Origin of the sequence: Sporobacter termitidis DSM 10068, assembly GCF_900130065.1 — a bacterium.
Classification (GTDB): domain Bacteria; phylum Bacillota; class Clostridia; order Oscillospirales; family Oscillospiraceae; genus Sporobacter; species Sporobacter termitidis.
This window is the reverse complement of the sequence record NZ_FQXV01000013.1, coordinates 51677-66938: the sequence shown is the minus strand read 5'-3', so window position 1 is coordinate 66938 and position 15262 is coordinate 51677. Positions and strand designations below refer to the sequence as shown.

General features: G+C 54.2%; 13 protein-coding genes, 1 tRNA gene and 1 pseudogene. All 15 read left to right on the top strand.

The annotated features are described in order from the left end of the window. Positions 1–35: 35 nt before the first annotated feature. The 15 genes and pseudogenes from BUB60_RS15850 to BUB60_RS15780 all read left to right on the top strand — a co-directional run bounded on the left by BUB60_RS15850 (position 36) and on the right by BUB60_RS15780 (position 15258). The gene (locus BUB60_RS15850; protein ID WP_073081062.1) at positions 36–1214 is read left to right on the top strand and encodes a P-loop NTPase; all 1179 of its coding nucleotides are present in this window, start codon (positions 36–38) and stop codon (positions 1212–1214) included. A 7-nt stretch (positions 1215–1221) separates the two neighbouring features. Next, on the top strand, positions 1222–2577 hold the full coding sequence (locus tag BUB60_RS15845; RefSeq protein ID WP_073081060.1) for a TadA family conjugal transfer-associated ATPase: 1356 nt from the start codon (positions 1222–1224) through the stop codon (positions 2575–2577). 4 nt (positions 2578–2581) lie between these two features. Next, positions 2582–3517, top strand: a complete 936-nt coding sequence (locus BUB60_RS15840; protein ID WP_084726549.1) for a type II secretion system F family protein — start codon at positions 2582–2584, stop codon at positions 3515–3517. Between the two features lie 77 nt (positions 3518–3594). Continuing rightward, positions 3595–4515 carry a type II secretion system F family protein gene (locus tag BUB60_RS15835; protein WP_073081058.1) on the top strand — a complete coding sequence of 307 codons (921 nt, stop codon included), beginning with the start codon at positions 3595–3597 and terminating at the stop codon, positions 4513–4515. Between the two features lies 1 nt (position 4516). Continuing rightward, positions 4517–4891: a DUF192 domain-containing protein gene (locus tag BUB60_RS15830; protein ID WP_073081055.1), complete on the top strand. Its 375-nt coding sequence runs from the start codon at positions 4517–4519 to the stop codon at positions 4889–4891. A 100-nt stretch (positions 4892–4991) separates the two neighbouring features. After that, positions 4992–6452 (top strand): coiled-coil domain-containing protein, encoded by a 1461-nt coding sequence (locus BUB60_RS15825; RefSeq protein WP_073081053.1) that lies wholly within the window; start codon positions 4992–4994, stop codon positions 6450–6452. Positions 6453–6544: 92 nt separating this feature from the next. Next, complete coding sequence (locus BUB60_RS15820; RefSeq protein ID WP_073081051.1) at positions 6545–7081, top strand: TadE/TadG family type IV pilus assembly protein; 537 nt, start codon at positions 6545–6547, stop codon at positions 7079–7081. 19 nt (positions 7082–7100) lie between these two features. Further along, on the top strand, positions 7101–7649 hold the full coding sequence (locus tag BUB60_RS15815; protein ID WP_073081049.1) for a TadE/TadG family type IV pilus assembly protein: 549 nt from the start codon (positions 7101–7103) through the stop codon (positions 7647–7649). Positions 7650–7670: 21 nt separating this feature from the next. Further along, a complete protein-coding gene (locus BUB60_RS15810; RefSeq protein WP_073081047.1) occupies positions 7671–8231 on the top strand; it encodes a pilus assembly protein TadG-related protein in 561 nt (186 codons plus the stop codon). An 18-nt stretch (positions 8232–8249) separates the two neighbouring features. Next, the gene (locus BUB60_RS15805; protein ID WP_073081045.1) at positions 8250–9530 is read left to right on the top strand and encodes an ABC transporter substrate-binding protein; all 1281 of its coding nucleotides are present in this window, start codon (positions 8250–8252) and stop codon (positions 9528–9530) included. A gap of 25 nt (positions 9531–9555) precedes the next feature. Next, the gene (locus tag BUB60_RS15800; protein WP_073081042.1) at positions 9556–12318 is read left to right on the top strand and encodes a Spy0128 family protein; all 2763 of its coding nucleotides are present in this window, start codon (positions 9556–9558) and stop codon (positions 12316–12318) included. Positions 12319–12617: 299 nt separating this feature from the next. Then, a tRNA-Met gene (locus BUB60_RS15795) sits at positions 12618–12694 on the top strand. A 332-nt stretch (positions 12695–13026) separates the two neighbouring features. Next, the gene (locus BUB60_RS15790; protein ID WP_073081041.1) at positions 13027–13209 is read left to right on the top strand and encodes a MerR family transcriptional regulator; all 183 of its coding nucleotides are present in this window, start codon (positions 13027–13029) and stop codon (positions 13207–13209) included. Between the two features lie 53 nt (positions 13210–13262). Next, the gene (locus BUB60_RS15785; protein WP_073081039.1) at positions 13263–13925 is read left to right on the top strand and encodes a response regulator transcription factor; all 663 of its coding nucleotides are present in this window, start codon (positions 13263–13265) and stop codon (positions 13923–13925) included. Next, a pseudogene (locus BUB60_RS15780) lies at positions 13925–15258 on the top strand (HAMP domain-containing sensor histidine kinase). Before BUB60_RS15785 ends, BUB60_RS15780 begins: the two are co-directional and overlap by 1 nt. Positions 15259–15262: the final 4 nt, after the last annotated feature.

Below are 15262 nucleotides of genomic sequence, written 5' to 3'. Positions count from 1 at the left end.
GGCAGCTGAATAATTTAGCGGAAGTAGGATACCTAATGAAAATTAAAATTTTACTTTTGGGAAGTCAGCAAAACTGCGCCCAGCTTGCGACGAAGCTGCAGGACGAAGACCTCGTGATCGTCGGAACCGTCACGGATGAAAACAGCGTTCTCGACGAGATCAACCGCACCTCGCCGGACCTGATCCTCATCTCGGATACCTCGCCGATGGCGCTGCGTTCCTGCCAGCAGATTTATCTTCTCAGGCCCCGGTCCGTCCCCGTGGTGATTTCGGATATTGACGACGTCTCGCTGATGCAGAGAATCATGCAGACGGGCGTGCACTATATCCTGAACGCCCAGATGGAGCCCTTGAGCCTGATGTCCGAGCTGAAGGGCATCTATAATAACGAGGCCAACCGTATTCTCGCGCTTGAAAACGCCACCACGTCCTCCAGCAAGTCGAAGGTCATCCTGGTCTTCGGCCCCAAGGACGGCGTCGGCAAATCGACGCTGGCGGTCAACCTGGCCGTGAAGCTCGCCCAGAACAAAAACAAGGTGGTCGTTCTGGACTACGATTTCCAGTTCGGCGACGTGAGCGCGCTCCTTGGCGTCGAAACAAAGAAAACGATCCTGGAGCTTATCCAGGAGCAGAGCAATGTGAACGTGGATATCATCCGGCAGTTCCTGTCCCTGCACATCTCCGGCGTCAATTTTCTGCCGGCCCCCAACAACCCGGAATACGCGGACTCCATCTCCCCCGCTCAGGCGGAGAGAATTATCGCCGCCCTCCGCGTTTACTACGACTACGTGATCGTGGATTGCTTTTCGGGCTTTAACGACTATACGGCTACCTGCATCGACTGTGCGTCCCTGATTCTTTTTGTAACGAAAAAGGATATTCCGGCGCTCCGTAATGCCAAAAAGGGACTCGATGTGATCCAGGCGCTGACCGGCTGGGAAAAGATCCGCCTGATCATCGGCAAGGACAGCGACGGGACGATCCGGGACAAGGACGTCTCCCGCGTCCTCTCCTTCCCTATCTGGGACAAAATCCCTTACGACGACAAGCCCGCCGTCAACGCGTCCGACCAGGGAAGCCCCCTTGTTCTGGAATACCCCAAAAGCAAAATAGGCCAGGCGATTGCGCATATTGCGTCTCAGATAGACCGGATGTCGTTTACAAAGGAAGACTCAAAGCAAAAAAGCTGGCATCTCTTAGGTAATAAAGGGTGATTGATATATGGGCTGGACATCCAGAGTAGAACAAATGAAGGACAGCGGCAGCGCCGCAAACAAACCGGCCGGCGACATCGCCGACGCGGGGACCCGCACGGAAAAATACGAGCTTCTTAAGGAAATCGTCCACAAAGAAGTGGTCAACGAATACAACGTGGCGTACGCGGAAAGCGGCTCGGACGACGCCGCGGCCGACATGCTGGACAACATCCGCCGTGTCCTTGAACGCCAGGGGCAGGCGCTGACGAGGCTGGAAGAGGCCAAGCTGATCCGCGAAATTTATGACGATATCATGGGCCTGGGGCCTCTGGAGATTTATCTGCGGGACGCCAGTATTTCGGAAGTGATGGTGAACGGGCCGAACCAGATCTACATCGAGCGCTTCGGCAAGATCGAATTGACCAATTCACGGTTTCGGGACAACGCGCACGTGATGAACGTCATCAACCGTATCGTCTCCTCGATCGGAAGGCGCTGCGACGAATCGAACCCCATGGTGGACGCGCGCCTGGCCGACGGCTCCCGCGTCAACGCGGTGATCCCCCCTGTTGCACTAAAGGGACCGACGATCACGATACGTAAATTTTCAAAGACCCCTCTGACGATCGGCAACCTGATCGACTTCAACACGCTCTCGCCCCAGATGGCGAGCTTTCTGGAATCGGGCGTCAAGGGCCGCTGCAACATCGTCGTCTCGGGGGGGACCGGCTCGGGCAAAACGACGCTTTTGAACGTCCTGTCCTCCTACATTTCCGATCAGGAGCGCATCGTGACGATCGAAGACGCGGCGGAGCTCCAGCTGGGGCAGGAGCACGTGGTGACACTGGAAGGGCGGCCCGTGAATATCGAGGGCAAGGGCGCCATAACCATACGCGACCTGGTCCGCAATTCCCTCCGAATGCGCCCGGACCGCATCATTGTCGGCGAGGTCCGCTCCGGCGAGACCCTGGACATGCTGCAGGCGATGAATACGGGGCACGACGGCTCTCTGACAACGGTGCATGCCAACACGCCAAGAGACGTCATCTCGCGTCTGGAGACGATGGTGATGATGGCCGGCATGGAATTGCCCGCCAAAGCGATCCGGGAGCAGATCTCGTCCGCCGTCGACCTGATCGTGCATCAGTCCAGATTCCGGGACGGCAGCCGGAAAATCGTCAACATTTCCGAGGTTGTCGGCATGGAAGGCGATATCGTCACCATACAGGATATTTTCGTGTTCAAGCCAAACGGCGTTGACAGCGAGGGAAAGATCTCAGGCCAGTTCGTCCCAACGGGCATCCGTCCCAAGGTCACCGAAAAAATAAAGTACAACGGCGCGCTTTGCAAGGACGACTGGTTCTTCCAGAAAGGAAACTGAGCCAATGAAATGGGCAACACTTATCGCGGGTATGATCTTTGCATACTGCCTGGTCCATCTGTTGCTGTCGGGTATCGACAGATACCGCCTCCGCGTCAAGAAACGGCTCGACGCCATAAGCAGCGACAAAGCGGCCGACGAAAAGAAGGGCCGCGGCGGAAAGTCGAAGGAGCGCTCGCGGCTGGGCTTTCTGAATGTCTCCCAGAGCATGAAGAATCAAATCCAGCTCTCGGGTATCAAGCTGCGCCCGGAGGAATTCATGCTGGTGTGGATCCTGCTGATCTTCGTGCCTGCCATTATCAGCTTTCTCATCTCGCCAAGCGCCCTGCGCAGCGGCGCGCTGATTCTGGCGGGGGCGGTGTCGATGCCGCTTTATCTGAGAACGAAGATCAATAAGCGCCGGAGCCTGTTTGAACGGCAGCTGGGCGACGCGCTGCTGGTGCTTTCAAACGGTCTCCGCGCCGGTTTTTCCTTTGCGCAGGCCCTGGACAACGTCGCAAGAGACCTGGCGGACCCGATCGGGCCGGAGTTCAAGTCGATCGGCCGGGAGATCCAACTGGGCGGCGACATTGAAAGCGCGCTGACAAAGGTCACGGAGCGGATGGCCAGCGCGGACATGAAGCTTTTGACGACGGCCGTCGTCGTCCAGCAGCAGGTCGGAGGAAATCTGGCGGATATCATCGATACGATCGCCAAGACGATCCGCGAGCGGATGTCGATGAAGCGCTCCGTCAAAACGATGACGGCGCAAGGGCGCATATCCGGCAGGATCATCGGACTGCTCCCGGTGGCGATGCTCATTATCATCTCTGTGATCAACCCCGGGTATATGCAGCCCTTTTTCACGACGACATTCGGGCACGTCATGCTCGTCGTCGGCGTGGTGATGGAAGTGCTCGGATTTGTCGTGATACACAAGATCGTCGATATCAAATTCTAGCTGTCCAAAGCATACTGTTCCGTCTCCCGCCGCTACGTACAGAAGGAAACTTTTTTCACGCGAAAAGAGGAGTTTAAATGAAATATATATCAGCGCTGTTATTTGGAGTTTTCTTCGGTTGTATCGTATACATGGGCCTGGATCTGCTGTACAGGAAAAGAATCATTATCAACAAGCGGCTGCGCATGGCGATGAATCAGTCGGATTCGGACGAGGCGGACGCAAACGCGTCGTTCAGCGCGCGCATACTCAAGCCGCTCTCCAATCGCCTGCTGGGCTTCTTTGCAATGTTTGTTCCGCTGAGCGCCACCGCCCAGGAAAAGCTGACGGCGCAGCTGATGCAGGCCGAAATACGCATGAGCGCCAAGAATTACAGTGCCGCCGTCCTGCTGCTTTCCATTGTCTGCGCGGGCGCCGGCGTCCTGGTTGGGCAGCTGCTCGGGAAACCGCCCCTCACCTCCGCCCTTTTTGGCGCTGTCGGCATTTACGCCGGCGTGGCCTTGAGCCGTTTCCAGCTGAAAGGCAAAATTTCACGGCGGAAAGATGAAATTTACCATCAGATGCCGGACGCCCTGGACCTTTTGAGCGTCAGCGTCGCGGCGGGACTCGGCTTTGACCAGGCGCTGTCCTATGTGGTCAGAAAAAGCGAGGGCGCCCTGATCCGGGAATTCGACACGGTGCAGCGCGAGATTTCCCTTGGCCGGTCCAGGAAGGAAGCGATGGAGCGGCTCGCGGAAAGATGCGGCAGCATTGAGATTCAAACCTTTGTCAGCGCCATCCTGCAGGCCGACGAGATGGGCGCCTCCATCAAAAATGTGCTGCAGATACAGGCGGCCACCATCCGGGAAACACACAAGCAGAACGTTGAGGAAAAAATGCAGAAGCTGTCCGTAAAGATGCTCATCCCCATGGTGCTTTTTATCTTCCCTGTTCTGCTGATTGTGCTGCTGGGGCCGGCAGTTCCCTCCATCATTCAGGCGCTCGGCTCGATGGGCTGATATGAATAAGAATATATGCGACGAAAGCGGCCGGTTTCAATTATCGGCCGAGCCTGCCGACACCTTTACCAAACGTTTCAGGGGGCTCATGTTTAAGCCCTCTCTCCCATCCGGACAGGGGCTTTTGCTGGTTCCCTGCTCCAGCATCCACACCTGCTTTATGCGCTTTACCATCGATGTCGTTTACCTGAGCAAGGACTATAAGGTACTGGGCATCGAAACCATCGCTCCCTGGCGCGTGGGCAGGCACGTCCCGGGGACGAAGATGGTCCTTGAGACGGCAGCAGGATACGCTGCACAGCTTCAGACCGGCTCGAGCCTTATTTGCCGTCAAGCCCCGGCGGAATATTCCGGTCTGCACGGTCCCGAGCGCTGAGAATGAGCGGTTACTGTTGTCAGATGGATTTTTACGAACAAACATAACAGTATAACGCGGCTCAGCTGCGAGACTACGGTGCCAGAAAGGATGTGAAATTATGAGCGGTAATTTTGTCCAGGACAATACAACGCCCAATCAGGAAAACGTGGAATTCAACGCTCTTTTGGAGAAGAGCCAGCAGTCCATGCTGGAATCCAAGCTGCAGGTTGCGCGTGTGGGCGGCTATACCAAAAAAAGCGTCGAAGATTTCATTGCGGAGATGCGGCAGAGTGTGGTGCAGGTCAAAGCGCAGCTGGAACGGCAGATCCTCGATCTGGCCGCGGAGAAGGCAAGCGCAACACAGGAATGCACCGTTTTGCGCGCGCAGCTGAAAACCGCGGTGGATACTCTCGCGGCGCGAAAAACCGAAAAACGGCAGGACGGCACGGAACCGTCCGCCGCAGAACAGGAACTCATACAGGCGCGTGCGGAAAACGAGCGCCTGAAAAGCAAGCTGCTGGAGCAGCAGGCCAATGCCGGCGACCAGAAAATGTATGAAGAGCTGCTGAAGCAGAAGGAATCCGAGCTGGCCCAATTGAGCCAGACACTTGCCGGATATAAGGACGAATGCGGAACGCTGAGGGAGAAGATCGACGAAATGGTGAGCGCGTCGTTCGCCGCAGATGAAGAGATCTCCGCCCTCAGGCAGCAAAAGGATAATGTCGAGACCAAATACCAGAAGATGCTGCTGCAGATGGAAAAAGCCAACCTGGAGCTGGCGGAGAAAAAGCAGGACATCAGCGACGCGGAAATACGGCTGGAGCAGAAAAAGCAGCAGCTGGACGAATTGCAGTCGCAGCTTGATCAGGCGAAGTTATATCTGGAGGAGACCCGTGCACAGCTGGAACTGAAGGATCAACAGTTAGCGGAAATCCAGGCCAGGCTGGAATCCGAATTACAGGCAAGGGAGTATTGGCATATGGTAACGAATGAACTCGACGAAGGGCGCCGGACACCGGAGGACTGGCAGGAAGGCATCAGCGGCGAAAAGCTGATCGAATCCCTGTACATGCAGTTTTCTCAGCTCAGGGACACCGTTGACTATCAGAAATCGATCATCTCCGAAAAAGAATCGCTGCTGGCACAGTTTAAGGATCTGGAAAACGAGACCGCCGCGCTGCGGCAGGAGAATGAAAATGCAAAATCTGTCATTGCCTCTCTGAAGAGCTCCTTTGAGGAGGTCATGGAGGAAATGGACGAGCAGTCGGAAACCCTGAACCGCTATATTTCCCGCAGCCGCAAGGATCGCGAGCTGCTGAAAACCGCGCTCAACAGCAGGCACAAGCCCCTGCCCGATAATCCCGAGCAGGCGGCGCAGCAGGGGTCTCTCCCCGAGGACCTGGAGGCGGCGGACGAGGACCCTCCGTCAGAGGAAAACGCCATGCCGCCGATCAGCCAGATCCTGCGTTTTGACAACGCCAGGAAAATCATCCCCTTAAGCGACAACGACAAGGGACCGGCAGCGGAGAAACCCGATGAGGGCAAATATAATCCGCTGACAAAGGCCGCCGACATTTAAATCAGCATACCGTATGAAAACCCCGGCAGCCGCAGGCGTCTCCCCCGCGCGGGAGGCGCCGGGCCGCCACGAAGACAGTAAAGGAGAGGCGGATGTTGAAAAGAAAACTGAAAAAACTGCAAAGGGACGAAACGGGGCAGTCTCTTGTGGAGCTTGCGCTCATTCTGCCCCTTTTGATCATGCTGCTGACGGTTCCCGTGGATTATTTCCGTTACATAAATACGAAAACGATCCTGAGCAGCGCCGCAAGCGAAAGTATCGGGCAGCTGAGCTACGCTTCAATTGACTCCGGCAGCGCGGATAGCGACATCAGAGAAACGGCGCGCGACTGCTACAAAGACCGCCTGGACAGCAACAAGATCGGTGTGGACTTCACGCACGGGCGGCTTGAAAATGTCGAATACCCCTACTATGTATATTCCAGCGACCGGCAGGACCCCGACAACTACTGGAATCAGTTTGACCCCCGGGACAGCAACTATCAGACCATGGAGGTCCATCTGCAGCTTTCCTACGAGCTGACACCCATAACATTCTGGGGCGTGATGTTTTTAGGCGACAGCATCAATGTACAGACCCCCGTGTACACGCGGAGCGTTTACGCGGGCGGATACAAACCTTCCGCGTAGCGGTTATGAGGGATTTGAGATGCTCAGAATTAAAAATTTAAAAAAGCCAAAGGAAGCAGGTCAGGCGGCGGTTGAATTTGCCCTGGCACTCTTGATTTTTTTGCCGATTTTGTTCGCTATTCTGGACTTCGGCTGGATTTCCTTCCAGAAGGGGGCCTTTGAATACGCGTACATGCACGCCAGCTGGGAGGTCTCCGCAGGGGCCCTCGGCGACTCGGACGCTCTTGAGGACGATCCGTCCATAGCCACTTACGGCGGCCCGGCAGTTTCCGGCCCCTTATATGACGAGATGTCCAAGGACTCTGCCACCATTATCGCAACCAACCTCAATATTAGCGGCGCCAGCGCAAAGCTTTATAACAAAACGGAAACGTACAGCGTCCCGTCCAGCCTGGGAAATTCCGTTCCGGCGATCAGCAGGACGCGCTATATGGATTTATCCGCCGAGCTTGTCTATACCATCCGTCCTCTCACGCCCATCGGCAGCGCAATTTTTGGCCCCAGCCTTACGGTCTATAAGGAGCTCGACCGCACGCGGGTCGTGGCCTCACAGCACAGGTCCGAATAAAGGTGTTTTAAGGTGAAAATTATGAAGCATAAAATTCGGCGCCTCTTCGGGGAAGAGCGCGGCAACATCATGGTTTTATTCGCAGGAACACTGATCGTCATCATCGGTTTTATCGGTCTGTCCCTGGACGTGGGTCTGCTCCTCCTGCAGCGCAACGACCTGCAGACCTTGAGCCAGGTCATCCGCCAAGACCGCTTCACCTTCCAGGACACAATCAGGAACGCCGACGACCCGGGGTCTGCCAGCTTCACGCTCATAGACAGCACGCTGAAGGAAAATGGGTTTGACGGCACCTTGAAGGTTTATTTTTACGAGGAAGATCCTTTGCCAAATTACAGGTCCTATCGTATCCGCACCGTGCTCAGCGACGATTGCCCGTTTTATTTCGCGAGAGTCTTCGGCCTAACCACCACGACGCTTTCGGTCTCGCTGGACGGCGGTGAGACCATCGGAGACAAAGGAAACGACGTCGTCTGGCATCCGAAGAAGTCGCCGTCCGAATACAACGGCTGCTATACAAGCCTGCCCGGCGGCGGATATAACCTCAGTCACAGCGATATCCCGTCGGATTTGAAAACTTAGATTTCGAGGTGATGCACAATGCTCAAAAGACGTGCCGGTCTTGCCCTATGCCTGCTCCTGCCGGCCTTTATCCTGTCCGGCTGCAGCAGTATCCCGTTTCTGTCCGGCGGCAATACGACCAAAGAGCGGACGCTTGTGTTCAGCCATTGGGACACGGAGAACCAGGAGGTTTACAAGGCCCTGGCTGAGGCGTACGCGGAAGAACACACCGGACTGACGATCGAAGTGCAGGCCGTCGCGCCGGAGGGATACGCCGATACATATCTGAAAAGCGTATCGGATCAGAAAGCGCCGGATGTGCTTGCCGTACCGGCGGATGACCAGTTTCAGAGATTCGTCAGCAGCGGCAAGCTGATGGACCTCACCAAAAGCAAGCTGCTGCCGGAGGATTACGACAGCGCTCTCGCGCAGATCGGAAGCCGGGACGGTCACATTTGGGCCGTCCCCGCCACAGGCAGCATCCCGGTTGTATTTTTCAATAAGGCCTGCTACACGCAAAACAAACTGGTTTCTCCCCTGACGGTCTCCGACTTTATTGTCAACTGTTCGATCTTACAGCAAAACGGCGTGACGCCTTTCGCCATGTCAACGGACGGCAGCGGGCAATATGATACGGCCGACTTTGCCGAGGGGATTTTGGCCAACGGCCTCCGCGACACGCCCCTGCTGTCCAACGGAAAGTTTTTTGACAGCAATACCGAGCTGGACTCCGGCTTCATGGATACCGCGGGCCTGGCCAGCGCGCTGACAGCATCCGGACTGATTGCCGCGAAGGAGAACAGCGCACAGGGACATCAGGCGCTGCTGGAGCAGTTTACCAAGGGGGCATATGCCATGATCCCCGGCACGACGGACGATATCAAAACGCTGCGGGCGCTGGACGGCAGCTTCGGCTTCGGCTTCTTCCCGATGCCGGGCTCCGGCACCTCAGCCGCCGGTGTTTTCAAGGCCGATATGATGCTGGGGATATCGAAAGGCACGAAGCTTAAATCCGACGCCGAAGGGTTTATCAGTTATCTTTTGTCCCCGTCCAGTCAGGCGCTGATATGTGATAAGGCGCTCAGCATACCGGCGTCCAACGACGTAAAGCTCTCGGATGACGACCTGGCGGGCGCGCAGGCCCTCTTAAACGTCTCGGGAGAAAAACGCCCGTCTCTCTTCCAGCGGATAACAAGCACGGAAAAATCGATTTGCCTGAAAAAGCTGGACCTTGCCTACAGCGGGCCGACCGACGACCTGGACGGCTTTATGCAGGATTGGGCCAGCAAGCTGAAAGCTTTATACGACGAGAAAAAATAACTAATAAAAAGGAGTTGATTTCAAAATGAAGCACTTAAGGGCACTCATTATTCTCGCATTCCTCACCGTGTGCACCGTGGTGTTCGCGCCTTCGGCGTTTGCTTTGGGCGAGAGCACGACTCTGACCGTTAAAACGGTGATCGACAACGCCTCGGAATACCCGACACAGGTCGCCGGCCTTTCGGCGAGGTATACGGCGTCACGGATTTATCTGATGAAGTATTCCGCCTCCACCGCCAACGCGCCTTCCGGTATCGACAGCAAGGTATTCGATATCGTCAATAATCAGTCGACCGCGATAAAATACAATAGCGTTTCGGGCGCCAAATGCGACACCTTCTGGTTCTGCGCCAATCAGTATACGGACAAGCACCTGAGCCTTAAATCCGTGGAGTACACAGCGGCGAATAACCTGAAGCAGTACCAATACGACCCGGCTTCTTCCCCGAACCAGTATTCGAAGACACCTTTCAACTGGGTCCAGACCATCGACAGCAAGAAAGTGTCGAGCATTACGCTCCATTTCCAGTATAACCCCGATATCGGCAGCGCCGCGCCCGACCCGGACCCCGACCCCAGCTACACAAAGACGGTTGACTATCTGGGCGACGGCGCCGCAAATCCCGATACGACGGTAAACGGCGTCAATGATTACCGGCTCTATCTCGACCTTTTGACACAGCAGGCGATGGAAGATAACAAAGCGGACATCGTCTTTGTGCTGGACGTCAGCGGCTCGATGGGAGACGCGCTGGCGTCCGGGCAGACAAAGATCAATCTTTTGCGGTCCACGATGACGGACGCTATCAACAATTTAACGACCAATCCGAACAACAGGATATCCATCATTAAATTTTCCAGCGGCTCGGAGGTCCTTGTTTCCGGCAGTTCAAACAAAAATACGCTCCTCAACGCTGTTTCAAGCCTGACGGCAAACGGCGGCACGAACTACTATGCCTCCCTGGCCGACGCTGTCGCGCAGGTCAACGCACTGACGTCGAGCGACAACCAAAACCGCGACAAGGTCGTTATTTTCCTGACAGACGGCGATCCCACCTTCGCGTCTCCGGCGGTAGAGACCACGACGAACAACACCTATGCCGGCATGATATTCGCCTGTGATTCGGCGAGAAAGTTCAGCAATGTCGACAAATTCTATTCGGTCTTCATCGGAGACAACTCAGGCAGCGCCTCGACCCTGCAGACCATAACGCAGATGGTTCCTGTCAGCAACGAAAGATACATGGTGCAGGCCACCAACGCGCAGCAGCTGACGGATACGTTCAACCGGTTTATGTCAAAGATGAGCAATTCCCTTTACCACGTGACCCTGACGGACGGCTTATCCGATTATGTCGCCTATACGGGCGGGCTGAAGGTCACCAAAACGACCGGCAGCGGCGCTCCCGTTCCCCTGACGCTCGGCGCCGATTATTCGGTCAGCACCGGCGCCAACGGCCTGTCGGTAACATTCCTGGATACGCTGAAGGCGGATACAAGGTATGCCATGTCCTTCAATGTCAGAAGCAGCGACAAGGCGCTTGACGAGTTTTACGACAGCCAAAGCTATCCAAATCTCGGAGACCCGGGCACCGATTATGCCGGCAATGCCACAAGCGCCGGGAGGGCGGGCTTCTACTCCAACTCGGCCGCAACGCTGAAATATTCCTTCGGAACAAGCGGCTCGGCGGAAAAGGCATACAACAAGCCGGTCGTTCAGGTAGTGGAGCCGGCGCCGATCTCCGCTGAGATCAAGCTGACAAAGGTCCTGAACGGCATGGAGCTGAAAGGCGGCATGTTCAATTTTGACGTCACACAGGTGACGGACCAGGGCGACGTCCCGCTGGGCACCGTGTCCAACGCCGACGACGGCAGCATCAGCTTCGACACGCTGGACAAAATGATCAGCATCAGCGAGCCAGGAACGTATACATACAAGGTCAAGGAAGTGATCCCGGCAACGCCCCAGACGGGCATGGTTTACGATACGAGGACACTCGACGTCGTCGTGACTGTCACGAGAGCCAATGACGCTTTGGTGACGGAGGTCAGCTACCCATCCGGGCAGGAATTTGTCAACTCCTACGCCCCGCAGCCCGTGTACGTCACGCTGGAGGCGCATAAGGAACTGAGCGGCAAACCCCTGGCGGCAGACATGTTCAGCTTCAGCCTGCTTGAAGGCAACGGCACGGCAGTCGATACCCAGCAGAACGACGCGCTGGGCAACATACAATTCAAGCCGCTCCCCTTCACCCACGCCGGAAAATACACGTATTTGATACGCGAGGCCGTCCCCTTCCCCGTCGACCCCCGCATCAACTATGATCTGAAAACAGTCACCGTGACAATCACCGTAACGGATATAGGCGGAGTTCTGGATGCCGACGTCGCGTATTCCCCGGACGCGACCTTCCGGAATGAATACGTCTACGCGGCGGCGGACGCCACCGTTCAGGTCAAAAAGATCCTCACCGGCATGCAGTTAACCACGGGCATGTTCAAATTTGAATTAAAGAATCTCGACACGGGCGCCACGATGACCGAAAGCAACCTGGCCGACGGCACAGTCTCCTTCAAGCTGAAATACACGACCCCGGGGACCCACACCTACAGCATCCGGGAGATTACCCCCACCACCCCCTTGGCGCATATGACATACGATACGCATACGGTCAAGATCACAGTCAATGTCACTGACGACGGCAGCGGCGCGCTGACGACCACGACTGTTTATCCGGAGGACCCGAACTTCTATAACAGTTATCAGATCCGCGGAGGCATTTGGTAAAGACTGCTCCTGAAATTTCACACCCATACACCCGGGAAGGCGGCAGGTTTCACGACCTGCCGCCTTCCCACTGTCCAAAGCCTGTGCTCCCCGCGCACCGGCAGGTATTTTATTATGATGAAGATCATATAATAAATAAAGCCTCACCGCCCAAAAACATCAGCAATTGCAGCGACTTTTAAAATATTGCTTGCAGCGGCATTATTCTCTTGACATTATCGCATGTCTGTGCTATTCTATGTAAGCATCAAAAATACAGCAGCGACAGACGCTGTTGCTGCAAGCTTTCAACTTCATATCGCGGAGTGGAGCAGTCCGGTAGCTCGTCGGGCTCATAACCCGAAGGTCGTAGGTTCGAATCCTGCCTCCGCAACCAAAAACAAACGTCAATATTGATACAATGTTGACGAGTGAAAAAGTCCAGTTTTACTGGGCTTTTTTGCATTCCATATGAAATTTAGGCTGCGTTTCGGGGTGGCCTTTTTCTGTTTTTTGAACTTATATCGTGAAAAGATGCACCCCGCCCCGCTACGCGCGCCTACCTATCATGAAAAGGTTTGGATTTTCGTGAAAAGGTTCGAGGTATCGTAAAAATGTGCATCCACAGAGAGCTTTTCCATTATGCTAACAGATTCTTAACAATAGCTTTGCTGACTTGATATTATTCGTTTGAGCGTATACAATAATGTCAGCAACGGAGGTGCCTATATGGACTATATTATTCCGAAAGAAGCCGCAAAAAAGTGGGACATTTCCGAGCGCCGAGTACAAAAGCTATGTGAGGATGGCCGCATACCCGGTGTGATACGATTTAGCCGTGTATGGGCTATTCCAAAAAACGCTGAGAAACCCGCTGACGGACGAATGAAATCCGAGCGCAAGAAATCTTAGAACTACAGGGAAAATACAGATTGCTACTGTATCCTTTCTGTGGAGGGATGATTATGTCAATACGAATTCTGCTTGTCGAGGACGATGAGCATATCCGCAATACAGTAAAAGCCTTTTTATCAGAGGCGGGATATAAGGTGGATGCCTGCTTGGACGGAGACGAAGCGCACAACAAGTTTTACGACAACACCTACCAGCTTGTCATTCTCGACATCCTGCTGCCGGGAATGAACGGTCATGAGCTTTTGCGGGAGTTTCGCAAAATAGACGACACCCCCATTCTGATGATGACAGCTCTTTCCGATGAGAAGAATCAAATCAAGGCGTTTGACGCGGAAGCGGATGATTATGTGACAAAGCCGTTCAAGATCCAGCTTCTGCTGAAACGAGTGGAAGCCTTGCTCCGGCGAAGCGGCGCATTGGCAAAGGAAGTCCGTTGCGGCAAACTGACGCTCCTGCCTGAAGATTTCAAAGTTACCTATAATGGCGAGGAAATTGTTTTGACTCTCAAAGAGTTTGAAATCCTAATGCTGTTGGTTCAGAGCAGGGGCAGGACGCTATCTCATGAAATTATTCTATCCCGCGTTTGGGGCTATAATTTTGACGGAGACGGCAGCACCGTGCATACGCATATCAAGAATCTGCGGGCGAAACTGCCGGAAAACATCATCAAAACAGTACGGGGAGTGGGCTACCGATTGGAGGAAGAATCCTAATGAAAAATCGCGGGATTTTTACTAAGGTATTTACTTATACAATAATCTCTCTATTGCTGCTTGTCGGCGTGACGGCGGCACTATTTTCGCAACAGTTTATGTCATTCTACAGAACGAAACAGGCTGGGCAAATCATAGCTTCATACCAGCCTTTGGTGGAACAGATTCAGGGAAATAGCAACAGCGACGTTGCTGAATTGGCACGGCGCTTTTATGAAAGCAATCAGTCTTTTGAGTTCAATATTGTTGATAAAGATGGCAACTCAATATATGCCACGCCGAATGCCGACACGTCGAACAATTTTAACGGTGATTTTTATTATGTTGTGCATAACGATAACAGCTTGTCCATTGTTGCCCAAAGCATGACGGGCTTAGAATCGTTTTATCGGGAGTTAATCATTCGTGGAGTCGCCGTGTTTGCCGTAATGCTTGCTCTCTGCCTCATCTGTGCTTTTGTCTTTGCGCGGCAGATGACCAAACCAATCAAGCGCCTCGCGGACAGCGCCGGAAAGATGGCCAATCTCGAAGAAGTCCCGCCGCCGTTGGAGCATAAAGATGAACTTGGCACATTAGCCCGCGACGTTTATTCCATGTACGTCAAGCTGAAGGAAACCATCACCAAATTAGAGGACGAAATCCTGCGGGAACGCGAATTGGAGGAATCGCAGAGGTATTTCTTTTCGGCAGCTTCCCATGAACTGAAAACGCCTATTGCTGCTACCAGTGTACTGCTGGAGGGAATGCTCGAAAATGTGGGCGATTACAAAGACCACCCCAAATACCTGCGCGAATGCGTGAAGATGATGGATGCGCTGAGCAAGATGATATCCGAGATACTGGAGATTGTCAGCTTAAACGACGGGAGGATCATACCCGCTTTTGAAAAACTGGACATACGGCATACAATTGCTGATATACTGCCTGACTTTCAGACTTTATCTGAGGCAAACGGCCAGCGTATTGTCACGGATATTCCTGACGGGCAAAGCTGTCTTGCCGACCCCCAAATGCTCCAAAAGGCACTTTCCAACGTCATATTGAATGCGGTGCAGAATTCGCCCGTAGACGGCGAAATACGGATATGGAGCGAGCCTATGACCCAACAACACCGCCTTTGCGTATTGAACACAGGAGCAAGGATTGACGATGCTATTCTGCCAAAGTTGTTTGATCCGTTCTACCGCATGGATCAAGCACGAAGCCGGAAAAACGGACGAAGCGGCTTGGGGCTGACCATTGTGCAAAAGGCGCTGGAATCTATGAAAATTGATTTTGCTTTGGAAAACGCCTAGACGGTGTTTTGTTCTGGATGGACTTGCCAAAGGCATAAACGG